At 60.1% G+C, this 23,960-nt stretch carries 17 protein-coding genes; 5 read left to right on the top strand and 12 right to left on the bottom strand.

What is annotated here, in order from left to right; translation table 11 throughout:
* Positions 1 to 74: 74 nt before the first annotated feature.
* The 3 genes from KUW67_RS15440 to KUW67_RS15450 are packed head-to-tail and all read right to left on the bottom strand — an operon-like array spanning position 75 to position 4,251.
* Complete coding sequence (locus KUW67_RS15440; protein WP_224826231.1) at positions 75 to 2,387, bottom strand: aldehyde dehydrogenase family protein; 2,313 nt, start codon at positions 2,385 to 2,387, stop codon at positions 75 to 77.
* Positions 2,388 to 2,390: 3 nt separating this feature from the next.
* Positions 2,391 to 3,371 (bottom strand): deoxyribose-phosphate aldolase, encoded by a 981-nt coding sequence (gene deoC / locus KUW67_RS15445; protein ID WP_224826232.1) that lies wholly within the window; start codon positions 3,369 to 3,371, stop codon positions 2,391 to 2,393.
* Positions 3,372 to 3,420: 49 nt separating this feature from the next.
* Positions 3,421 to 4,251, bottom strand: coding sequence for an AraC family transcriptional regulator (locus KUW67_RS15450; RefSeq protein WP_224826233.1), 831 nt, complete (start codon positions 4,249 to 4,251; stop codon positions 3,421 to 3,423).
* A 132-nt stretch (positions 4,252 to 4,383) separates the two neighbouring features.
* Here KUW67_RS15450 and rpe point away from each other — a divergent pair, with 132 nt between their 5' ends.
* A complete protein-coding gene (rpe, locus tag KUW67_RS15455) occupies positions 4,384 to 5,061 on the top strand; it encodes a ribulose-phosphate 3-epimerase (protein ID WP_224826234.1) in 678 nt (225 codons plus the stop codon).
* A 1-nt stretch (position 5,062) separates the two neighbouring features.
* Here rpe and KUW67_RS15460 read toward each other — a convergent pair whose 3' ends face one another.
* On the bottom strand, positions 5,063 to 7,006 hold the full coding sequence (locus tag KUW67_RS15460) for a hypothetical protein (RefSeq protein ID WP_224826235.1): 1,944 nt from the start codon (positions 7,004 to 7,006) through the stop codon (positions 5,063 to 5,065).
* A complete protein-coding gene (locus KUW67_RS15465) occupies positions 7,003 to 8,109 on the bottom strand; it encodes a phosphatase PAP2 family protein (RefSeq protein ID WP_224826236.1) in 1,107 nt (368 codons plus the stop codon). The genes KUW67_RS15460 and KUW67_RS15465 overlap by 4 nt, the downstream gene beginning before the upstream one ends.
* 159 nt (positions 8,110 to 8,268) lie before the next feature.
* On the opposite strand from KUW67_RS15465, the gene KUW67_RS15470 reads away from it, so the two are divergent.
* Positions 8,269 to 9,858, top strand: coding sequence for a hypothetical protein (locus KUW67_RS15470; protein WP_224826237.1), 1,590 nt, complete (start codon positions 8,269 to 8,271; stop codon positions 9,856 to 9,858).
* Here the strand turns inward: KUW67_RS15470 and KUW67_RS15475 are convergent.
* Entirely contained in the window at positions 9,855 to 10,286 is a 432-nt protein-coding gene (locus tag KUW67_RS15475) for an Lrp/AsnC family transcriptional regulator (RefSeq protein ID WP_224826238.1), read from the bottom strand. The genes KUW67_RS15470 and KUW67_RS15475 overlap by 4 nt on opposite strands.
* 118 nt (positions 10,287 to 10,404) lie before the next feature.
* Between KUW67_RS15475 and rocF the strand changes: the two genes are divergently transcribed.
* Positions 10,405 to 11,337: an arginase gene (gene rocF / locus KUW67_RS15480; RefSeq protein WP_224826239.1), complete on the top strand. Its 933-nt coding sequence runs from the start codon at positions 10,405 to 10,407 to the stop codon at positions 11,335 to 11,337.
* A gap of 1 nt (position 11,338) precedes the next feature.
* On the top strand, positions 11,339 to 12,385 hold the full coding sequence (locus KUW67_RS15485) for an ornithine cyclodeaminase (protein ID WP_224826240.1): 1,047 nt from the start codon (positions 11,339 to 11,341) through the stop codon (positions 12,383 to 12,385).
* On the opposite strand, the gene KUW67_RS15490 is transcribed toward KUW67_RS15485, so the two are convergent.
* Positions 12,382 to 12,861 carry an Lrp/AsnC family transcriptional regulator gene (locus tag KUW67_RS15490; protein ID WP_224826241.1) on the bottom strand — a complete coding sequence of 160 codons (480 nt, stop codon included), beginning with the start codon at positions 12,859 to 12,861 and terminating at the stop codon, positions 12,382 to 12,384. The genes KUW67_RS15485 and KUW67_RS15490 overlap by 4 nt on opposite strands.
* Before the next feature lie 113 nt (positions 12,862 to 12,974).
* Here KUW67_RS15490 and putA point away from each other — a divergent pair, with 113 nt between their 5' ends.
* Complete coding sequence (putA, locus tag KUW67_RS15495) at positions 12,975 to 16,358, top strand: bifunctional proline dehydrogenase/L-glutamate gamma-semialdehyde dehydrogenase PutA (RefSeq protein WP_224826242.1); 3,384 nt, start codon at positions 12,975 to 12,977, stop codon at positions 16,356 to 16,358.
* A gap of 55 nt (positions 16,359 to 16,413) precedes the next feature.
* Here the strand turns inward: putA and KUW67_RS15500 are convergent, their stop codons facing one another.
* The 5 genes from KUW67_RS15500 to KUW67_RS15520 all read right to left on the bottom strand — a co-directional run bounded on the left by KUW67_RS15500 (position 16,414) and on the right by KUW67_RS15520 (position 23,856).
* The gene (locus KUW67_RS15500; RefSeq protein ID WP_224826243.1) at positions 16,414 to 19,161 is read right to left on the bottom strand and encodes an Ig-like domain-containing protein; all 2,748 of its coding nucleotides are present in this window, start codon (positions 19,159 to 19,161) and stop codon (positions 16,414 to 16,416) included.
* Positions 19,162 to 19,410: 249 nt separating this feature from the next.
* Positions 19,411 to 20,169 (bottom strand): ABC transporter permease, encoded by a 759-nt coding sequence (locus KUW67_RS15505; RefSeq protein WP_224826244.1) that lies wholly within the window; start codon positions 20,167 to 20,169, stop codon positions 19,411 to 19,413.
* A complete protein-coding gene (locus tag KUW67_RS15510) occupies positions 20,169 to 20,957 on the bottom strand; it encodes an ABC transporter ATP-binding protein (RefSeq protein WP_224826245.1) in 789 nt (262 codons plus the stop codon). The genes KUW67_RS15505 and KUW67_RS15510 overlap by 1 nt, the downstream gene beginning before the upstream one ends.
* Positions 20,958 to 21,008: 51 nt before the next feature.
* Positions 21,009 to 22,016, bottom strand: coding sequence for an ABC transporter substrate-binding protein (locus KUW67_RS15515; RefSeq protein WP_224826246.1), 1,008 nt, complete (start codon positions 22,014 to 22,016; stop codon positions 21,009 to 21,011).
* 184 nt (positions 22,017 to 22,200) lie between these two features.
* Complete coding sequence (locus KUW67_RS15520; RefSeq protein ID WP_224826247.1) at positions 22,201 to 23,856, bottom strand: FAD-binding dehydrogenase; 1,656 nt, start codon at positions 23,854 to 23,856, stop codon at positions 22,201 to 22,203.
* Positions 23,857 to 23,960: the final 104 nt, after the last annotated feature.

The raw sequence follows: 23,960 nt of genomic DNA on the forward strand, positions 1-23,960 counted from the left end.
GCCGCACGCCTTCGGCGCGCGTCGCCCGGCTGGGGCTCTGCCCCAGACCCCGGGATATTTGAAAAAAGCGAAAGCTATTCGCCGTAAGGCACCCAGATGGTTTTCACCTCGGTCGCGTGGGCGAGCATGTCTTGCGGCTTGATATGCGCGACGGGCGTGTCGGTGATCCAGGTGCGTTTGAGGTTGCTGATAGAGGCCGCTTCGATTTGAGCCGCATGGCCGTTCAGGCTCCACATCGCGTCCACGTTCATGTGGCTGGCAAGGTGGGGGGCAAGATCCGTAGGGTCGCCAGTCAGGATGTTCACCACGCCTGCAGGAACGTCTGAGGTTTCCAAAATCTGGATGAAGTCTGTGGCGGCAAGCGGGAAGGGCGCGCTGGCAACTGCGGTGATCCTGTTGCCCATTGCGATGGCGGGGGCGATCAGGCCCACGAGGCCTGCAAGCGGGTCGGTGTCGGGGCAGAGCGCTGCGATGGCGCCCACGGGTTCGTTCATCGCAAGCGCAATGCCCCTGATCGGAACACCTTTGGCCGCACCGTCGTATTTATCGGCCCAAGCAGCGTAGGTGAAAAGGGTGTCGATGGCCGCATCAACCTCAGCCTGGCCTTTTTTGCCGCCTTGCATCGCGTCAAGGCGGTTGGCGAATTCATCACCACGGGCGGCGAGGTTTTCGGCAATATAGTAGAGGATTTGCGCGCGGAGGTGGCCGGTGGTTTTTGACCAACCGGCGGCGCTGGCGTTCGCCTCAATCGCATTGCGCACATCTTTGCGGTTGGCCAGTGACACATGGCCCAGTAGCACGCCGTTCTTTCCCCAGACAGGTTTGGAATAGCCGCCATCGGGGCGGGATTGCTTACCGCCGATATACAGCTTCGCCGTTCGGTCGACGGGATCGGTCGGGGCTTTGTCGCCCGTAAAGGCGGTCACGTTCGCAGCCGGTTTCGGTGATTTGGCGGGCTTGGTGTAAGCGCGCAGGCCTTCCCAGCCGCCCTCACGCCCGAAGCCGCTTTCACGCACGCCGCCAAACCCTGCGGCGGCGTCCATCAGGTTCGTGGCGTTTACCCAAACGATGCCAGCGGCCAGTTTGGGAGCAATATCAAGCGCTAGATTGACGTTTTCGGTCCAGACAGTCGCGGCGAGACCATAGCGTGTGTTGTTCGCAATCTCGACCGCCTCGGACGGGGTGCGGAAGGTCGTCGAAACGAGCACGGGACCAAAGATTTCGTCCTGCATCAGGTCCGAGGCCGTATGCAGCCCGGTGATGAGCGTAGGCGGGTAATAGCAGCCTTCTGGCGCGCTCGTTTGGAACGTCTCGCCTTCGGTGTTGGCGTCGACTTTCGCTGTGATGGACGCCAGTTGGATCGGATCCACGATGGCGCCGACATCGATGCACTTATCAAGCGGGTTGCCCATGCGGAGGCCAGACATGCGGGCTTTGAGGCGGGTGTAGACATCCTCGGCGATGGATTCGGCGACCAGAAGGCGCGATCCGGCGCAGCAGACCTGACCTTGGTTAAACCAGATTGCGTCGACAAGGCCTTCGATAGCGCTGTCGATATCGGCGTCGTCGAAGATGATGTAGGGGGACTTTCCGCCCAGTTCGAGGGTGAGGGCTTTGCCGGTGCCTGCGGTGGCCTCGCGGATGCGGCGGCCGACCTCGGTCGAGCCGGTGAAGGCGATCTTGTCGACGTCTGAATTGGTTAACATCTCGCCCACAGCGCCGTCGCCAGTAACGATGTTCAGCACGCCGTTGGGCAGGCCTGCTTGTTGACAGATATCAGCGAAGAGCAACGCTGTCAGCGAGGTGTATTCGGCAGGTTTCAGAACGACCGTGTTGCCCATGGCGAGGGCAGGGGCGACCTTCCAGGCGAGCATCAGGAGCGGGAAGTTCCAGGGGACAATCTGGCCGCAAACGCCTACGGGTGCGCGGTCGGGCAGTTCGGCCTCCATCAACTGTGCCATGCCTGCGTGGTAGTAGAAATGGCGGATCGCCAAGGGCACGTCGATGTCGCGCGCTTCGCGGATCGGTTTGCCGTTGTCGAGGGTCTCCAAAACGGCGAAAAGACGGGCGTGTTTTTGCAGCAGTCGTGCGAGGGCGTAGAGGTATTTGGCCCGTGCGTGGCCGCCCAGCTTGGCCCACTTAGGTTGCGCTGTTCGGGCCGCCTTGACGGCTTGATCGACGTCGTCTTGGGTGGCCTGCGTGAGCGTTGCCAGCACGTTGCCCGTGGCGGGGTTCTTGGCCTCAAACCCGTCGCCGGGGGCGGTGAATGCCCTGTTGATATAGTGTCCGAACCGGTCCCCCTGATCTACCAGCCACGCCAGCGCGTCAGAGGCGTCCTCGGGTGCGGGACCATAGTCCATGCTTTCGAAAATCTCTTTGACTGTCATGGCTTATCCAATCGGATGGCGTTGGGCGGCAGAGTAAGCGCCGGTCAGGTGATGCTCTAGCTGGCGCTCGATATCGCCCAGCAGGGAGGAGGCACCGAAGCGAAACAAATCGGGTTCAAGCCAGCGATTGCCCAGCTCGTCCTTCATCAAGGCAAGATAGGTAATCGCGTCCTTGGCCTTGGAGATACCGCCAGCCGGTTTGTAGCCAACACGCAGCCCGGTGCGCTGATGGTAAGCGCGGATCGCGCGGATCATCGTGAGCGAGACAGGGAGCGTGGCGTTCACGCTTTCCTTGCCTGTGGAGGTCTTGATGAAATCGGCGCCTGCCATCATGCAGATCAGCGACGCGCGGGCCACATTGCGCAGGGTTCCAAGCTCGCCGGTGGCGAGGATGGCTTTGACATGCGCGTCCCCGCAGGCCGCACGAAACGTGCGCATTTCATCGTAAAGGGCTTGCCAATTTCCCGTCAGGACATGGCGACGGGAGATCACGATGTCGATCTCGGCAGCACCCGCTTTGACGCTTTCTTCGATCTCGGCGACGCGCAGGTGGAAAGGCGACAGACCTGCGGGAAAACCGGTTGAAACAGCGGCGATGGGAATGCCGGAGCCTTGCAAGGCGTCGACGGCGGTGGCGATCATATCATGGTAAACGCAAACAGCGCCGGTTTGCAGATGGGGCAGGCCCAGCTGCTCCAGAATATCCGCGCGAACGGGCTGACGGGCCTTCGCGCAGAGACGACGAACGCGCCCGGGCGTGTCATCGCCCGAAAGTGTCGTTAGGTCGATGCAGGTGATCGCACGGGCCAGCCAAGCGGCCTGGTAGTCCTTCTTGACCGAGCGACGGCCTGGCAACGTGGCCGCGCGCCGCTCTATGGCCGAGGTGTTGGCTTGCACGGACATCACCCAGTCCATGTCCAGTTCCATCCCGTCATTGCGGGGTTCCGTGGTTTGCGGAAGATGGGTTTGGGTTGCTGTGGTCATGGGGCCTCCGGTCCGGCAAACGGTTTCAGATCAGGCTCCGATTGGCAAGTCAGGCGGGCTGGATAACGTCGCGTTGATGGCGCTTGCGGTAGGCATTCGGGGTCAATTTGTAGGCGTCGCGAAAGAGCCTGTGGAAATGGCTGAGATTGGGAATGCCGCAATCGGCGGCAATCTCGGCCAGAGTATCGGTAGAGGCCGACAATTGCCGTGCGGCATAGTCCATCCGAATATCGTTGATCAATTCAGAGGGAGAAACCCCAAGATGTTTGCGCGTTTCACGGCTGACATGGGCATGGGTGCGGCCTGCGGATCGCACAAAGCCCGCTGCGCCGTCTTGGAAGACCGCAGGTGCGTGGGCCGCCTGACAAGCAGCTGCAAGCCAGTCGGGCATCGCGACAGTGGTTCGGTGTGCGCTCAACTGAACCAGAAGCGGAAGTAGCAGCGCCTCGGCACTCAACGGGTCACGCGGGGCGGGGTCGATAGCGCGTAAGGCTTGCGACAGCTCTGAAAGCTGGCTCATATCGCGATGCACGACGGTGGGCTGCACCGCGTCGGACCAGAAGAACTGACCCTTCAATTGGGGTGCGCGTTTTGCAAGTGCAGCAATTAGCTTAGGGTGCAGGGCAATGTTAATAAGGTGCGGCTCTGCCCCTTTGCCCTGCACGGAATGGGTGTCGGAGGGACGGATGAAAACCATATCGCCTTCTTCCAAATCCTCGACATCCCCGTTGATGCGGTGCCGGACACGTCCGTTAACGATCCAGAATAGCTCATAAAAATCATGGGTATGTGCCAACTTTGGGCGCTTCCCAGATGGCATGGCGCGAGTTATGAGAAAGACATCATCATCAGGCAAAATTTCTTTGTGAGAGAGTTTCATAAGAACTTTAGGCACCTTGGCAGCAGCGGAGTCGCATCAAATTAGCACGTTCTGAAATGCTGCGGTAGCGAAGGCGGGTGACAAGGGCCGATTCGGGCGTTAAGCCGCAGATACGCCAAAAGGGGGCCTGCCATGAGCTTTGATCGTTCCGTAAAGATCGCACCGTCCATTCTGTCTGCTGATTTCGCTAATTTCGGCGCAGAGATTGAGGCGGTGGAAGGCCAAGGGGCCGATTGGATTCATGTGGATGTGATGGATGGGCATTTTGTGCCGAACATCACGTTTGGCGCCAGCACCTGCGCGGCGATCCGGCCCCATATCAAGACGATAATGGACGTTCATCTGATGATCGCGCCGGTTGATCCCTATATCGAAGGCTTCGCCGAAGCCGGGGCAGATTTCATCACAGCGCATGTCGAGGCGGGTCCGCATATTCACCGCACATTGCAAGCCATTCGCGGGGCAGGGACCAAGGCAGGCGTTGCGCTGAATCCTGGCACTCCCGCCGACGCGGTGGCCGAGCTTCTGGATATGGTCGATCTGATTTGCGTCATGACGGTGAACCCCGGCTTTGGCGGGCAGAAGTTCATCGACATGACCGCCAAGGTACGCCGCTTGCGCGAGATGATCGGAGATCGCCCGATTCATATCGAGATTGATGGCGGTGTGACGCCGCAAACGGCTCCGTTGGTTGTAGATGCAGGCGCAGATGTGCTGGTTGCAGGCTCTGCCGTGTTCAAGGGCGGGTCCGTGACCGATCCCGCCCCTTACGGTGAAAACATCCGCGCGATCCGCGCGTCCTACGCCTGACTTAGACGAGCCCGACGATGTCTTCTGCCGGATCAGAGCGTCGTTGCGGTCGAGGCGTTGCGCCTGTCGGCAAGCCCAACGTGTCCGCCAACATTCGCCCGTAAAGCGGGGCAGCCGCACTCGTGCCTGTCATGGCGAAGACGCTTTTGCTTGTGGTGCCGCTGGCCAGAGCGCCCGCATGGGCCAAGCCTTCGCCCACAAGTGCGCTTTTCTTGACCGGATTGTCCTGCGAGCGCTGCCCGCTATAGATCGCGCGCGCGCGCCCTTTGGGACCCAGCGCATCGGCAGCGAGCACGTGGATATGGTCGCGCACATAACGCCCTTCGCCGAGCGGCTTGTCGGGGTTCAGCGTGGCCATCGCGGATAACGTGCCCGCGCGCGTGATGCGACTGTCGCCCACATCATAGCGCAAAGGCCGACCCGTCGGATCGCGCTCGATATAGCCGGGCTCAAACAGTCGGGCCTGTCGTCCGCGCGGGCGGTATCCGATGATGCTATCGTCGCGCTGCACGCGGATGCTGACCTGAGGTTTGGCACCTGCCAGATCTTCCATAAGGATCGCGTAGTCGCCAGGCTGCGTGCGGTAGGTGGTGCTGCTGAAGGCCGTCGTGGGCCGCAGCGCGAGGATAAGCCGGGGCCTGACCCGCCCGGCACCATAGACGTGCAACAGGTAATAGGCGCTGGCGATGTGGCGGGAGCCGTCCCACAACTCCCAGGTTTCCTCGAACCGGGGAACCTCGTCCAATGCAGCGATCCGCCCATCGGGAAGCTGTAACGTCAGCGCCAATGATGTCTCGCGTGGGTCCTCGAAGAAGTCCTGCAACGGGCGTTCGGGCAACCAGATTTCGGTAAAGTTGGGCGTGGCGTCATCGCTTGGCACGCGCAGGGTCAGGCTGGCCAGACCGTCCTTGTCCCAGTCGTCAGCGTCCAGTTCTGCATGGAGCCGCGATTGCGCGTGATTGCCCGCAGGCAAGGTCATATGCACCTCGCGCCCCGCCGCCAGCGCGCTTTGAACGGCGTCGAACATGGCGCGTTCTACCGGATGCGTGCCGTCGCAAGGGCCTGCGGTAAACCCGAGGCTGATATTGATGATCAGCGGCAAGGGTTTGCCGTTTGGCCCGGTCATCTTGGCCGACAAGGCCAGAATTTCATCTACCAAAGCCGGTATGTAAGCTGCAGCGATAGAGCCAGACGTGTCAATAATCGCAGAGGACGGCAGATCGACGCCGATCATGGGCCGTGTCGCGACCCCGTCGGCCATCTCCGCCCCCGCCAACAGATCTGCAACCTGTGTCCCATGCGGGGCAGGCTGGCTGAGAGGGCGCACATTGCGCTGGCCGCCCGATTGTCGCCGCGCGGCTTGGGTGTAGACGTTAAGCTCGTGGAACTGACGCGTGGCCGGGTTCAGGCCGGCCTGCATCAACTCTGCGATATCAGCGCGCCCGAGAACACGGAATGCGCCCGTGCCCGTGGGCAGCATCAGATGCGAAAACCGAGAGACCGGGACCGCGCCGCCCTCCTCGGGCGGTGTGCAAAACCGCCCGTTCGCAAAGGCAATACCACTGTCGATCACCGCCATCACAACGCTGCCTTCGGGATAAGACTGCGGCGTGTCCGCCCCGCTTTCCCGCTCGATCAGGGGCCGCCGTTCGGCCCCGTCGCCTGCGGCACCGATGGGGGCTTCGGCGTACATATCTGTCACCAGCGGAGCGGTGCCTTTCAGCCCGTCGATGCGCGAGGATGCGTTCTGTGGCGCGGTAGTTTCCGGGTGGTTGGCCTCGGAATAGGTGGCTGGACCGCGTGTGTCGCGCAGCGAGATGCGAATGGGGTTGTTGGTGGCGTCTATGCCGCGGCGGCGCAGCCCTGCGGTCCAGTCGAAATCGACATAGGCCGCGTTATAGACTGATCCGTCGACGGGGACGCCGCGTTGCCATTTCAGGGTCATGCCCCCAGCCCCGGCCACTCGGCTTTCACGCGGCTCCAAAGCTCGTCAAGCAGCGCGCGGTCATAGTCGTTGGCCTTCGGACCGGCGGGGTCTGCATTGCGCAACGCCGCCAGAGTTTCGCCATGCTGGCTGTCGAGCGTCAGCAAGTTGAAGTCGTAATTGGCATCGGACGTATCGGGGGCTGGCACGCTGACAGCGGTCCAGCTTTTGCCGCTTTCAATCCGTTTCGGATCAAGCCGCCCCATGAATTGATGTGCCAAAGCCGAACCAAGAAGCGCACCGACGCGGCTGTCGACAGGGTAGTGCACACCTGCAACCGTGCGGTTCTGCGCGATACGTGCAGCCTGACGCCGGTAGATCGGCGCGGCCGAGGGGTCGAGCGCGGCGAGCATCTCGGCCAGCAGGAAGGCTTGCGTCGCATGACCGCTGGGATAGGCGCTGTGACCAGGCGTCTTGATGATCGGGTTGATCTGAGGCGACAGATCGTTCGGGCGCGGTACGGCGCAGATTGCCTTGACCTGCACGATGGTCGGCGTTGCGGCCTCCAAAGCGGTCAGCAGCAGCTTGATCGTCCAGGCGCGGCGGCGCGGATCAAGGCGCACAGATGCTGCATAAAACGAAATCAAGTCATTGATTTGAACAAGGATTTCCGCATTGCGATCTCTGCGCAAATCGCTGTCCTGGTGAACGCGGTTCAGTTGTGCCTTGAAGGGCTCAATGTCGTTTGGGGCAACGATACTGGCGATAATTTCCCCATCCGAAGACACGACGGCCGCGCCATTGTCATGGGCCGTTGCAACCGGGCCGCCCAACGCGCGGGTCAGCATCAACGACAAATGGGCGCTGGGTGCTGCGGTGAAAAGATCGGTCGGCGTGTGGGTGCCAAGCGCGACGTCACGCACAAGCGCGGGGTTGAACGGGCCGGTGATGCCTTCACCAGCCGCCGCCAAAGCGGCGCTCAGAAGACCTCCGCCGCCCCTACGTCCGCCGCCTTCCCAATTTTCCCAGTTTTCCCAGTTCTCCCAATTTTCCCAGTTTTCCCAATTCTCCCAGTTCTCCCAATTTTCCCAGTTTTCCCAATTCTCGAGGCTTGCGAATGGCATCTCATAATCTCCCGTTAAAATTCTGTTAAAGATGCACAATGGCGCGGCTTCATCTTCCGCTCATTACTTTGGTTGACGATTTTTTCACGCTATTCGGCGGGATTTGGTCAAAACGAGCTAGTTTGATATCGTTGATTGACGTTGGGTGAGGAGTGTTTCGTGGTACTGGAATTGACATTGGTAGGTCCGATGCGTCTGGAGGACGCAAATGGCGTAAGCTATGGGCCCAAGAGCATGAAGGCGCGTGGGATGCTGGTGCTTCTCGCGTTGGCCCCCGATCACCGTCGCCCACGCGGCTGGTTGCAAGAACGCCTGTGGAGCGATCGATCCCCTGATCAAGGCAAGCAAAGCATGCGCCAATGCCTGACCGAATTGCGCCGCTATCTTGGGCCCTACAAGACCGGTCTGATCACCGAAGGCGGGGTGGTGGCCCTTGATGTGGGCATCATCCGGGTGGACCCGGTCTTGCAACAGGATCCTCGCTTTGAGGCTGGTCAAGAGCTGTGCGAAGACCTTGACGTCAAGGACACGAAGTTCCGCGAATGGCTGGACGATCAGCGCGCCAAACTGATGCAGGGCGCTGACCGCGCACGTGAGGTGATGCGCGCGCAATCCATGCAGCACGGGCCGCCTAAGACGCCTGTTGTGGTGCTTGCACAGCACGACCCCGAAGGCGCGGAAGAGAAGTTCTTTGTCCAGATTTTCAACGATCATCTAGCGCGCGACCTTAAAGAATATGGCGCCATTTCAGTGGTGCCTGAGGGTCAGGTCCCTGTCGGGGCAGAGCTTTTGCGCGTGAAGTCCGATCACTATCGCAATGGTCGTTTCTGGCACGCTCATGTCCATATGGAGCTTGCCTCGGACCACCAATACCTGTGGTCCGACACCCGCAAGATCGAGGTGCACGGTGCGCCACCCATCGAAGACCTGGAAATGCAGGTGCTGATTGGCAAGACCGCAACGCGCGTGATGAACGAGGTCATGCAGCGCCACGGTGACAGTGCGGCGGGGCTCTTCTTTCGGGCGCAATCTCTGATTTTCTCGCTCGATAAGAACGCGATGGAGCAGGCCGATGATCTCCTGCAACGCGCGTTCGAGCTGGAGCCGCGGGCGGTTTACCTCAGCTGGCGGTCGTTCTTGCGGGTGAGCCTGCTGCTGGAGCATCGTTCACGCGACAAGGACAAAACCTTTCAGGAAATCAATGACTTCGTTGCGACATCTTTGGTGATGGATGGGGCGAATTCCATGGTCTTGGCGATGGCTGCTCAAGCCCGCCTGGCCGCCGAACGCGATGCGGGGGGTGCGTTATCGCTTGCACGGCGCGCAATTGATCTGAACCGCGCCAATCCCTACGCGTGGGCGTTCGTTGCGATCTGTCAGGTCCGCAGCGGTCAGATGGAGGACGCGCATACATCAGCCATCCGCGCGCGTTATCTGGCGCGGGCGACGCCGTTTGTCTTTTGGTGGGACATGCTGTGCTGCCTGACGGCGATTTCGCTGGACCGGGTCGATGATGCGATCCGTTTCGGCGAGGCCGCGCGCGCCTACCTGCCGACCTATCGGCCTGCTTTGCGTTACCTTTACGCGCTGTACGAGTCGCAAGGTGTGCCGGACGCGGCGTTAGAGCGGTTGAAGGTGCTCATGCAGGTAGAGCCGGATTTCAAACCATCCTTGCTGCGCGATCCGGACTATCCGTCTGCCACGCTGCGCAATTCCAAACTGATAGATAAGGTGCCCGAGGACATCTAGGCTTTCGCGGCATCCAGCAGCAGGCACGTCTCGGAGTTCAGCACGCCCTGCACTTCGCGCACTTCACGCAGGACGCGGTCAAACTCGGCCAGGGTGCCGGTTTCGATCCAGCCAATCAGGTCCCATTTGCCGTTTGTCGTATGCAGCGCCGTGATTTCGGGCAGGCGCCGAAGGGCGCGGGTGACACTACGCGCGCGGGGCCCTTCCACCTCAATCATCATCACCGCATGGACCCGGTCATCGCTGCCCATGGCATCCAGCTCGACTGTAAAGCGCTGGATCGTGCCGGTCGCAATCAGGCGGTCCAGCCGGGTTTGCACCGTGCTGCGTGACACGCCAAGCGTATGGGCCAATGTCGTGATCGAGGCGCGCCCATCCTGTTTCAGCGCGGCGATCAAATGGCGGTCAGTTTGGTCAAGGCTTTGCATAATGACTGCAATGCTTAGCAAAATGATTGAAATAATCAATAAACTGCGCAGTTATTGCAGTAAATTGTGTGCTCTGTCGGGCTGATATTTTGTGCAACGCAACGCCAGAGAGTTTCTCATGCAACATTTGAAATGCGCCCTTGTCGGCGCCCCTGTCCAGAGCGGCGCCAGCCGACCCGGTTGCCTGATGGGGCCAGACGCCTACCGAACTGCGGGCCTGGCAGACACCTTGCGCGCTTTGGGCCACGACGTGACTGATCTAGGCAACGTGTCTGCAACCGTCGACGATATCACGCCGCCCGCGGGCAGCGCTGCCCATGATTTAGGCGAAACTGTCGGCTGGTCGCGCGCGCTGGAAGCCGCCGCCTATGACGCGGCGCAGCGCGTCGACCTTCCGATTTTTCTGGGCGGCGATCACTCGCTCTCTATCGGCACCGTGCCGGGCATCGCCCGCCATTCAGCCGATCTTGGCCGCCCTCAATTCGTGCTCTGGCTCGACGCGCACCCGGATATCCACACTGTGCACAGTACCAGCAGCGGCAATCTACATGGCACGCCGGTGGCTTATTTCATGGGGCTTGAGGGGTTCGAGGGGCTGTATCCGCCGCTTAAAACGCCTGTTCCTGCAGCCAATATCTGCATGATGGGCATCCGTTCCGTTGACCCCGCTGAAAACGCCGCCCTTGCCGCCCATAACGTGACCGTTCACGACATGCGGGCAATTGACGAACACGGCATCGCCGGCCCCCTTCGCGCCTTTCTGGAACGCGTAAGTGTCGCCAAAGGCGCGCTGCATGTCAGCCTCGATGTCGACTTTCTCGAACCTGCCATCGCCCCCGCCGTCGGCACAACGGTTCCCGGCGGTGCCACCTTCCGAGAGGCGCATTTGGTTATGGAAATGCTCTGTGACAGCGGCCTCGTGACCTCGCTCGATCTGGTCGAGCTGAACCCTTTTCTTGATGAACGCGGGCGCACTGCGCAGCTGATGGTGGATCTGACGGCCTCCCTTCTGGGCCGCAAGGTTCTGGATCGCCCAACACGGAGTTTTTAAAATGAAACCAACACCTTCCACACTCGCCTTGGTGCCGTTCGTCAGTGTCGATGACATGATGAAAATCGTGAATACCATCGGCCCGGCCAGGATGATTGCCGAAATTGCGACCTATATCGAAGCCGATTTTCTGCGCTGGGAGCAGTTCGACAAAACGCCGCGCGTCGCCTCGCATTCTCGCGAGGGTGTGATTGAGTTGATGCCGACCAGCGACGGCGAAACCTACGGTTTCAAATACGTCAACGGCCACCCCGCCAACATGGCGCGCGGCTTTCAGACCGTAACGGCGTTCGGCGTGCTGGCGAATGTCGCCAACGGTTATCCGGTGCTACTGTCCGAGATGACGATCCTGACCGCGCTGCGCACAGCCGCGACATCCGTTGTGGCGGCGAAATATCTGGCGCCGAAAGGCGCAAAGACGATGGCGATGATCGGCAACGGCGCGCAATGCGAGTTTCAGGCGCTGGGCTTCCGCGAAGTGCTGGGGATCGAGACCGTCAGGCTTTATGACATTGACCCGGCCGCAACCGCCAAAGCCGCTAAGAACCTCGAAGGGCATGGCTTGACCGTCGTTCCTTGCAAGACCGCCGAAGATGCCGTTGCAGGTGCACAGATCATCACGACCTGCACCGCGGACAAGCAATATGCCACGATTCTGACCGATAATATGGTCGGCGCGGGCGTGCATCTGAACGCCATCGGCGGGGATTGTCCCGGCAAGACCGAATTGCACCGCGACATCCTTCTGCGCAGCGATATTTTCGTCGAATACCCGCCGCAGACCCGGATTGAAGGAGAGATTCAGCAATTGGACGACGATCATGCGGTGACAGAGCTGTGGCAGGTGATCGCTGGCAAGACCGAAGGGCGTCGCGATGCGCGTCAGATCACGCTGTTCGACTCGGTTGGCTTTGCGACCGAAGACTTCAGCGCCCTGCGCTACATCCGCGACCAGCTTGAGCGGACGGGCCATTTTGTCGAGCTGGATATGCTCGCCGACCCCGACGACACACGCGATCTCTTCGGGATGGTGCAACGCGCGGGTTAATCGAGGACTGCGTTGCCCTTCACGGCCTCCATCGCCACATAGGTGGAGGTTTGTGCCACATGGGGCAGCGCGCTCAGCTCTTCGCCCAGGAACGCGCGGTAGTCGGTGATGCCTGTTGTGCGAACTTTAAGCAGATAGTCGAAATTGCCTGCGATCATGTGGCATTCTTCGATCTCGGGCAGAGCTTGCACCGCCGCATTGAACGCCGCCAAAGCCGCCGCGCGGGTGTCGGAAAGTTTTACCTCGACAAATGCCACATGTTCCAAACCCAGCTTGATCGGGTCCAGCAGCGCGCGGTAACCTAGGATATAGCCTTCGGCCTCAAGCCGTTTCAGCCGCGCATGGCAGGGGGTTTTCGACAGGCCGACGCGTGTCGCAAGCTCTGTCATCGTGATGCGCCCGTCTTGAGAGACCGCGTCGATGATCTTGCGATCAAAGCTATCAAGTGTTCCGTCTTGTGCGCGTTGAGAGATCATTATGGCCTGCCAAATGGGATAAAATAAGACGTTACGTCTACTCGGCTACGTTACCAAGGACACATGGAAAGCGCAAATCAGCGATAGAGAGGGATGCCATGAGGGAGACCAAGATGTTCGATCTATCCACAGCCGATGCGCGTGCGGCGATCCGTGCGGCCCATTACCGCCCTGAGGCCGAGGCGCTTGAGCATCTGATCGCACAAGCGACGATCCCGGCAGATGTGCACGACGCGATCCACGCGCGTGCGGTGGATCTGGTGCAGGCGATCCGCACCGGCAGTACGCCCTCCATGATGGAGCTTTTCCTTGGCGAATACGGTTTGTCGACCGAAGAAGGCGTCGCGCTGATGTGCCTGGCCGAGGCGCTTTTGCGGGTGCCCGACGGCGACACGATGGACGCGTTGATCGAAGACAAAATCGCGCCCAGCCATTGGGATGCGCATCTGGGCAAGTCCCATAGCAGCTTGGTGAACGCCTCTACCTGGGCGCTTTTCATGACACGCAAAGTGCTGGAGGACGACCATGAAAGCGACATCGTGCGCGTGCTTCATGGGGTCGTGAAACGGCTTGGCGAGCCGGTGATCCGGCAAGCCGTCACCCGGGTGATGAAAGAGCTAGGACGTCAGTTCGTTCTGGGCGAAACCATTGAAAAGGCTGTGAAACGCGCGCAAGAGCTTGAGGCGCAAGGCTTCACTTATTCTTATGATATGCTGGGCGAGGCTGCGCGCACAGACGCCGATGCAAGGCGTTATCATCTGGCTTACTCCGATGCGATTGGCCATCTGGCGAAACACGCGCCCTCGGATGATATCCGCGCCAATCCCGGCATCTCGATCAAGCTTTCCGCCCTGCACCCGCGTTATGAGACGCTCCAAAAAGAGCGCGTGATGGAAGAGCTGTTGCCCCGCGCTCGTGCGCTTTGCGTTCTGGCGAAGTCGGCGGGGATCGGGCTGAACATTGATGCCGAAGAGGCCGGGCGGCTGGACCTCTCGCTCGACGTGATCGAGACGCTTTTGTCCGAGCCGACGCTGAAGGGCTGGGACGGTTTCGGCATCGTCGTGCAAGCCTATGGGCTGCGCGCGCCCCATGTGCTGGATTGGCTGCACGCGCTGGCCACTCGGCTGGATCGCAAGATCATGGTGCGCCTTGTGAAAGGCGCGTATTGGGACACCGAGATCAAGCATGCTCAGGTCGAAGGGCATCCCGGTTTCCCGGTCTTCACGCGCAAAGCGGCCACCGATGTCAGCTATATTTGCTGCGCCAAAAAGCTGCTGGGCATGACGGATCGCATCTATCCGCAATTTGCCACCCATAACGCGCACACGGTTGCTGCCATTCTGGAAATGGCCTCTGATCCAAGTCTTTACGAGTTTCAGCGCCTGCACGGAATGGGGGAGGCTTTGCATGAAACTGTGTTGAAAAAACATGTCACCCGTTGCCGGATTTACGCCCCTGTTGGGGCCCATAAAGACCTTCTGGCTTATTTGGTGCGCCGACTGCTGGAGAACGGGGCAAACAGTTCTTTTGTGAATCAGATCGTCGATGAAGATGTCCCTGCAAGCGAGGTTGCGGCAGACCCGTTCCGCGCGGTTGAGCAGGCTCTGCCGGCGATTGGCCATCCGAACGTGCGCAAGCCGGACGCGCTCTTTGATGCGCGGCGGAACTCGACAGGGTGGGACCTTGAGGACCCTCAAACACTGGATGATCTGGAAACGGGAGTTGCGGCGCATTCAGGCCCATGGGGCGCAGGCGACATCGCTGTCACAAGCCCCGCGACAGGGGCGGTCGTCGGTCACACGCGGTTCGTCTCGGCCGAGCAGGCATCTGCGGCTTGCGAAAAGGTGCGCGACTGGTCTGACGTCTCCGCGCAGGCACGCGCTGAGGTCTTGCGCAAGGCGGCCGACCTGTATGAAATCCACGCTCATGAGATATTCGCGCGCCTGACATGTGAGGCTGGTAAAACGCTCAACGATTGCATCGGTGAGCTGCGCGAAGCCGTTGATTTCCTACGTTATTATGCGAATGAAGCTGAGCAACTGGAGGCTGCTCCGGTCGGCATTTTCAGCTGCATCTCCCCATGGAATTTCCCGCTTGCGATCTTCACGGGGCAGATCGTTGCTGCCTTGTCCGTTGGCAACGGCGTCTTGGCGAAACCGGCGGAAAGCACCCCGTTGATCGCGGAATTTGCGGTCGGGCTGCTGCACCAAGCGGGCGTGCCGAAGGACGTTTTGATCCTGCTGCCCGGCACCGGGGCAGAGGTTGGCGCTGTGTTGACGTCGCATACCAAAGTGGGCGGTGTCTGCTTCACAGGCTCGACCGCGACAGCGCAGCGGATCAACCGCAACATGGCGAAAGCCCTCGCCCCTCATGCGCCTCTGATCGCTGAAACCGGCGGGTTGAACGCGATGATTGTGGACAGCACGGCCCTGCCCGAACAAGCGATAGGAGACATCATCGCATCCGCGTTCCAATCCGCAGGGCAACGCTGCAGCGCGTTACGGGTGCTCTATCTGCAAGAGGACATCGCAGAAGGCTTCTTGAAGATGCTCTACGGCGCGATGGACGCGCTTGTGGTGGGCGATCCTGCGGATTTCGCCACGGATGTTGGACCGGTGATTGATGCCACCGCCAAAACCAAGATCGAGGCGCATATCGCCGAAGGTCAGGTGCTCAAACAGATCGCGGCGCCAACCCAAGGCACGTTCGTAGCGCCAACCGTGCTGAAAATCGCAGACATCGCGGATCTGGCCGAGGAAATCTTCGGCCCGGTTCTGCATGTCGCGACCTTTAAGGCCAGCGATCTGATGCAGGTTGTGGCCGACATCAACGCCACTGGCTATGGGCTGACCTTTGGGATGCACAGCCGGATTGATGACCGCGTGGCGGATGTTGTCGCAGCGGTCGAGGCGGGCAATATCTATGTGAACCGCAACCAGATTGGCGCGGTCGTAGGCTCGCAACCCTTTGGAGGGGAAGGATTAAGCGGCACCGGACCGAAAGCAGGCGGGCCGCGCTATCTACACCGCTTCACCAAGCAAGGGGTAATGACGGCAGAGGGGCAGGGGCCGCAAAAAACGGCCACGCAAATCGCGCAAGCCTTCGTAGATCAGCCTATCCGCAGCACCCCATTGGAAACACGCAATCTGCCCGGTCCAACCGGGGAGGCAAACTGGTGGAGTACTCTGCCCCGTGGGCGCATCCTGTGCATCGGTGGGTTGGCCGAGGCTCATGCAGAGGCTGCCCGTGGATTGGGATGCGCGGCAGTCGCCGCAGAGTGCACGCCCGAGGAGGCCGCGACGCTGGAGGTTGACGCCGTGATCTATTCCGGCAGCGACCCGAAGCCTTACCGGGAGGCCTTGGCAGCCAAAGACGGGCCTTTGGTACTTTTCCTGCAAACCGAAGATTTTGCGCGCTGGGTGCTGAAAGAGCGGCATGTCTGCGTTGACACCACAGCCGCGGGCGGCAATGCGGACCTGTTAGCAGGGGCGTCCTAAACAAAAAAGGCCGCGCAATCCCAGCGCGGCCTTTTCGATCATTCTGTAACCGATTTTAGATCGTGTTGACGTCGATATCCGGATCAACAAGCAACGTGCCTTCGGTGCCGACAGAGTAGACGTCGTAAGCCTTGCCGCCGACGTTCTCGGTCTGGCCGGTGTTCTGAACACTGTTGGCGTCGATCGTGATCGCGTCAGCTGGGTTGCCGTTGGCATCCGCTGCGTCACCATGCACGATCAGCGTGTTCGTGGATTGCGACAGGGACAGCAAGTCCGCCTCGGTGATCGTCAGGTTGCCATTCTCGGCAAAACTCAGATCAATCGCGGCGATATCAAACGCATCCAGCCCGGTATTGGACAAGCTGAACGAGTTGGTCGAGCCGTCTTCCTGAATGATCAGGGTCGAGGCTTCGTTGCCCGCTGCGTCCTCGGCCTGCACAATGAGATGCGTGCCGTCGGGAACCGGATTGTTGAACGTAAAGTTCTCGGACCCGCCGCCATTGCCCGTCGTGCTGGTGATGCCCAGATCGGTGACCGTGCCTGCATTGGTGATCGAGCTGATGCTTTCAACGCCATCCTCGGTTGTCAGGCCCAGACCGAACGTGTCGTCCTGACCTTGCATCCGGAAGATAATTTCAGGCGCGCCGGGAACGGTTGTATCCAAGGTCACAACCTCGGTTATGCTGTCGATATTGTCGTTGGCATCCATCGTACGGACCGTGACATTCACATTGCCGTCGGCCGTGTTGCCGACCCCATTGTTGAAATCAAGCGACCAGTTGCCGTTCGCATCGACCTGCGCCATTTGCGGGGCCATGGCACCGAACGTGACCTCGACCCATTGTGCACCAGGCTCTGTCGTGCCGGTCAGTGTGAAACCGTTAGAGACCTCAGCCGCATTCAGCACATTGTCGCCCGTGGCGCTGTTCATGCCCAGATTGCGCACGATCGTGTCGATCTGAACAGTGCCGCTATCGGTTGCGATATTGCCTGCGGGATCGGTGCTGGAAACTGAAACAGGCACGTTACGCTCGCCCGACGGGACCTCGTTGGCACGGTAATCTGCGGACCAATTCCCGAACTGATCGGCATTCACCGTCTTGATGATCCCGTTGAAATTCACGCGGACTTCGGCGTTGGGGTCCGCTGTGCCGGTCAGGGTGATCCCGTCTGCGGCCTCGGCGAAGTTGACGATCCCATTGCCTTCCAGCGTGGCTGTGTTCACGTCCACATCGACCTCGGTGTCGATCCGCAGCGTCTGCGAGGTCGTGGCCGAGTTGCCAGCCGCATCCGTCGCCACAACCGAGATATTGGCATCGTATTCGCCATCGGCAATCTCGTTTGCCGCAAAAGTCGCTGACCAGTTGCCGGCATTATCCGCCTGCACATTCCGGGTGAATTGCTGGCCGTTGTTGTCGGTCATCGTGACCGCAACCTGGTTGTTGGGCTGGGTGGAGCCGGTGACGGTGACCCCGTTGGAGTCGCGCTCTGCCTCGTTGATGATCGTGCCTTCAGCCACCGCACCCGGCACCATCGAGACATTGGTGATCGTGTCGACCACGATCTGGCCCGTGTTGGACGAGGTGTTGCCATAAGGATCGGTGATATCCACCGTCACGTTGCGAGTGTATTCGCCGCCCGGCAGTTGCGAGTTATCAAAGGTCGTGGACCAGTTGCCATTGGCGTCAATCGGGGCGGTGACCACGATATTGGGCTGGCCCGACACGGTTACCGTAACGGTGCCATTGGGATCACCAGTGCCCGACAGCGTGATGCCGTCTGCATGATCGGCCCCATTGACGACGTTGCCAGCTCCGGCGGCCTCGCCATCGACCATTGTGATGGTCACAGCCGTCTCGGTGTCGATCTGGATCTGATCGGTGACAGTGGCGATGTTGCCCGCCCCGTCGGTCGCGGTGATGGTCACATCGTTGAAATACTCGCCCGTGCGGATGTCTGCGGCAGGAAAAACAACATCCCAATCGCCATTTGCATCAACGGTCGTCGTCTGAGACACGGTCTGACCGTTATAGCCTTCGGTTTCCACGACGACAGTTGATCCGGGCTCACCTCGACCGGACAGTTCCACACCATCGGCGTGATCGACGCGGTTGAACACGTCATTGCTGCCGACAACGCCTTCGTCCACGCTCAGTGTGGGGGGTGTTGTATCAGGGCCGGGGCCGCCACTGGGGCCGGGTCCACCGGGGCCATCAGGATCATTGCCGGGCTTATCATCGTCATCATCATCGTCGCCACCGCCACCAAGGGCTGCAACGGCTGCAGTCCCTGCAAGGGCTGCACCGCCAACACCGGCCGCACCACCGGCAGCACCAAGACCGCCCAGAAGGCCCGTGGCCAACATGGTGGATTCAACACCGTCATCAACCATCTCGTCGGCGACAACCACGGCATCCAAGTCGGCACCGTCGGTATAAAAGAGTGCGTCGTTCGGGCTCCATTTTCCGAAGAGTTCCGCCGTCTGGTAGACCGGCTCGAGTGTGTCGCCAAACTGCTGCAATTCAACCGGGGTCAGAAGGCCATCGGCGCTGAGATATAAATCATTGGCGTCCATCTGGCCGCCGAAGAAATAATTTTCGAGCGTGATCGTGCGGCCATCCATGGTCGTAATGACCAGGTTTTCGCCCTCGCGCTGATAATTTGTGACCTGAAACAGCCGCAGGTTCAGCGAAATATCTTCGCCTGTGCCCATCGGAATGACTGTGGAAGTTTCAGTTTCGGCCAGGACCCCGCGCCGAAGATTGCCCGCGGAATCGCGGACGACGAATTCAATCGCACTCATAATTCTTTACTCCGCCTCTGACGCAGCTCTTTGCGGCCACGTTTTTCTGTGTCTCGCCGTATACAGAAAACGAATCGGTCGCGATAGGGGGAAAAACCCTTCTGAATCAGCGCGCTTTGGCAAGTCGTGACATAATTGGCACGGCTCGCATTTGCTCATTCAACCGGGGTTTTTTTGAACAATCGCTCAGGTTGTGCGACCCTAAGTTGACGTAGCGTCCGAAAAGGTTAACGAAATGAGCCGCTTCGATTAGCTTTGCGGACGCTCTGCCCAGCCGGCAAAGATTTTTTCCAGATAAACCACAGCGTAGTAGAGAACGATCCCCAGAAACGCGAGCGCGATGAGGACGGCGAACATCAAAGGATAGTCGCCATTGGTCTCGCCGGACTTGAAAAGCGCCCCAAGGCCGCGGCCATGGGGGCTGACGATCTCCACCAGATTGGTGCCGATAAAGGCCAGAGTGACCGAAACTTTCAGCGCTCCGAAGAATTCTGGCAGGGTTTTCGGCAGCGCGATTTTGCGGAAGATTGTGAAGCGGGACGCCCCGAGGGACCGCAAGATATCGCGGTATTCAGGCTCCAGCGTGGACAGGCCAATGCCCACGGACACCGCGATGGGAAAGAAAGAGATCATGAACGCCATAAGCACTGTGTTGAAGTCGTGCTGGCCGATAAAAATCAGCGAGATAACGGGCACCAGCGTCGCTTTCGGGATCGCGTTGAAGCCCACCAGAAGCGGATAGAGCGCATCCCGCGCGATGCGGGAAAAGCCAATGATCATGCCGATGGCCGTCCCGACCAGCACCGCAAGCGCCAGCCCCGCGACTGTGCGCCAAAGCGTCTGCCAGCCCATGACAAGGAACAGCTCCCAATAGCGGATGTAGGCAGGGGGCAGGTCCGACGGCGATGCCATTTTGAAATTGGGCCAGCCATTGACCCAGACCAGCAGCTCCCAAAGGCCAAGAAAGACAAGGACAGAGGCGACGGGAATTCCGATTTGACGCAGCATCAGTGAACCTCCGGCTCGCGGCCTTGGGCGATCTTGATCTGGTCACGCAGGATATGAAGCATGTCAGCCACTTCAGGCGTATAAAGGACGTCGAGCGTGCGATCTTTGGGCAGATCAATCGGCATCACGTATTGCGTGCGTGCGGGGCGCCCCGACAACACGATGACCTGATCGCCCAGAAACACGCTTTCGCGCAGATCATGGGTGATCAAGACGCAGGTAAACGGCTCTGCCGCGCGCAGATCGCGCATGGTTTGCCACAGATCTTCGCGAGTGAACGCATCCAGCGCGCCGAAAGGTTCGTCCATAATCAGAACCTCGGGCTTATGAACCAGTGACCTGCAGAGCGATGCGCGCTGGCGCATACCGCCCGACAACTCAGACGGGCGCTTGTCGTCAAAGCCTGTCAGCCCAACCATATCCAAAAGCTCGTGCGCCCGCGCTTCGCGGTCTTTCTGGGACATCGACGGCGCTACGATTTCCAGCGGCAAGATCACATTCTGCAAAATCGTGCGCCATTCCAGAAGGACGGGGTTCTGAAAGGCCATGCCCACGGTTTTGCGCGGGCCTTTAACGCGTTCGCCGTGCAGCCAGACCTCACCCTCATCGGGCTTCATCAGGCCAGCGACCAACCGCGTCAGCGTGGATTTCCCGCAGCCAGAGGGGCCAACGACAGCGGCGAATGTGCCTTCGGGCACGGCCACATCGAGGCCGTCCAGAACCGGAAGTGGTCCACTCTCCGTCTTATAGGCGTGGGTCACGCCTTTGATATCAATCAGATTTTCCATGTCCCCACCCCTTAAGCGACCGGGCGCATGTCTCGCGCCCGGTCTGGTCTTTTATTGCAGCATCAAACTGCCGTCATCGGGCAGATACTGTCCGGTGAAGAACACAGCGGCGTCCGGGGCTGTCTGGAATTCATAGACCGATTTGGTCTGCTCCAAAGCGTTTGCAAAGCGCGCCTCATCAATGCCGCCCATCCCGTTCTCCTTGACGTAGTCAGTCAGGACATTGTCGTTGACGGCCAGCAAAAGACGCTCCGTCTCAAGGGCTGCATCGGCTGCGGGGTTGCGCTGCATCAGCGCCTCGATGGCGGTGTCCGGTGCTGCAATCGCATCTTTCCAGCCTTTGGCGACAGCGCGCAGGAAGCCAGTGACGGCCTCGCCGTTTTCAGCCGCAAACTCGGTGTTTACGATGATCGCGTTACCATAAAGGTCCACGCCGTAATCGGCCATCAACAGGACCGAGATGTCCTCTTCCGGCACGCCCAAACGCTTGAGGTTCAGCGTGGAAGAGAACGAAAAGCCCGTGATCGCGGCGACATTGCCTTCGGCCAGCATCGGCTCGCGGGTCGGAAAGCCCACTGGCTCCACCGTGATGGCATCACTGTCGATGCCGGTTTCAGCGGCAAAGATCGGGAACTGCGCCCAGGCCCCATCGGGGGGCGGCGCGCCCAGCACTTTGCCTTCCAGATCGGCAGGGGCTTCCACGCCCAGCGATTTGCGCCCTACGACCGAGAAAGGCGGCTTGTCATAGACCATCATGACGGCTGTGACGGGCGCGTCCGGGTTCTGATCCAGAAAGCGCATCAGCGAGTTGATATCGGCAAAGCCAACCGGAAACGCGCCGGTGGCCACTTTCGGGATCGCGTCCAGCGAACCGGAGCCTTCGGAAATGGTGACGGTCAGCCCTTCTTCTTCGAAATACCCCGCATCCAGCGCGTGGAAATAGGGGGCCGACGGGCCTTCGAATTTCCAATCGAGCGCGAAAGGCATCTCGGTTTGGGCAATAGCGGGAGCCGCAACCAGCGTCGCGGCCATGGCCAGAATGGATTTGTGTAGTGTCATCAAAAGTCGCTCCCTTGCAGACAAAGCAAACGCAACCTGACTCGTCCGCCCGCGAAAGGGGAGAGCCGAGGGCAGGCAGCGTGCTCTTGTTCTATCGGATCAAGCGTTCTGCTGCCTGATTAAGCAGATAGCCTATGGTTGCCTAAAGACTAATCAGATGTCGACTCTGAGATGGTCATATTTGTTAAGCGATTGTGTCCGCGCGTCCGACATTTCGGCCAGAAAAGATGCAACCGCCCAGAAAAGTGCCTTCCAGCGCGCTGTAGCCATGATAGCCGCCCCCGCCGAAGCCCGCGACTTCGCCCGCCGCAAACAGGCCCGGGATGCGGTTGCCATCCGCGTCGATCAATTGACCGTTGAGGTCGGTCTGTAGCCCGCCAAGGCTTTTGCGCGTCAGGATATTTAGGCGCACGCCGATCAGCGGGCCATTTGCCGGGTCGAGGATCTTGTGCGGTTTTGCAGTGCGCAGGATACGGTCGCCCCGATGGTGACGTGCAGCATGGATCGCCATGACTTGGGCGTCCTTGGAAAACGGATTGTTGATCTGCAAGTCACGCGCCTCGATCTGCGCTTGGATCTTATCGTGCTCCAGCAACGTATTGTTTTCCAACGCATTCATGCCGTCGATCAGCTCGGGCAAGGTTTTTGCGACAACGAAATCAGCGCCATGTTCTTTGAACGCCTCCACCGGCGGGGTCGCCGCTTTGTTGAGGATGCGCTGCTTGAGGACCGCTTTCCAATCCTTCTCTGCGAAGTCCGGGTTTTGCTCGGACCCGGATAGCGCGAACTCCTTTTTGAGGATCTTCTGCGTCGTGATGAACCACGAATACTCATAGCCCGTATCAAGGATCGCCTTGAGCGTGCCAAGCGTATCGAACCCCGGCAAGGCAGGCGGCTGGAGGCGGTTGCCAGTTGCGTCAAACCACATCGACGAGGGTCCGGGCAGGATGCGGATGCCATGGGCAGGCCAGATCGGGTCCCAGTTTTGCACGCCTTCGGTGTAATGCCACATCCGGTCGCCATTGATGATCGTGCCACCAGCTTTCTCGGTAATCGCGAGCATTTTGCCGTCCACATGCGCTGGCACGCCAGAGATCAGCCGTTTGGGCGGTTCACCCAGGCGATCACGGGGCCAGGCTTTGCGGACCAGATCGAAATTCCCGCCGATACCGCCCGAGGCGACGACGATGCTGGGCGCGCGCAGCTCAAAGTCATCAACGATATCGCGGTTTGTGGCCTCACCGCGCGCGCCGGGGTCATGGGCCAGAATATGGCCGCTGATGCCACAGGCGGTGCCGTTCTCGGTAAGGATATGTGCGCATTGATGGCGGAACTTCAGTTGGATGCGTCCTGCGTCCACATGGGTTTGAACGCGGGCTTCGAAGGGCGCCACCGTGCCGGGGCCGACGCCCCAGGTCAGGTGAAAACGCGGTACGGAGTTGCCGTGTCCATCGGCAAAAGAGCCGCCCCGCTCGGCCCAGCCCACAACAGGAAACCAGCGCATCCCTTGGGCGTGCAGCCAGGGGCGCATTTCACCGGCTGCAAAATCGACATAGGCCTCGGCCCATTTGCGGGGCCAGTGATCTTCCTCGCGGTCAAAGCGTGCTGTTCCCATCCAGTCCGAGAGCGCCAGATCGTGGCTGTCGCGGATGCCCATGCGGCGTTGTTCTGGCGTGTCGATCATCATCAAGCCGCCCAGCGACCAGAAGGCCTGACCGCCCAGGGTGTGTTCGGGCTCTTGATCCACGATGATGACCGATTTCCCGCGATCTGCCAGCTCGGCAGCGGCGACGAGCCCGGCCAAGCCTGCTCCGATGATGATGACGTCTGTGTCCGGCATGCGCCCTCGCAACTTTCAGTTCAGAAACTTTAGACCGGATTCTGGGCAGCTGCGTAGTGTGATCTTACGGCGCCTTCGGATTTTCCGTGCTTTGAGTGCCTAAA

It is taken from the genome of Cognatishimia sp. MH4019, from assembly GCF_020177595.1.
Classification (GTDB): Bacteria; Pseudomonadota; Alphaproteobacteria; order Rhodobacterales; family Rhodobacteraceae; genus JAHTBL01.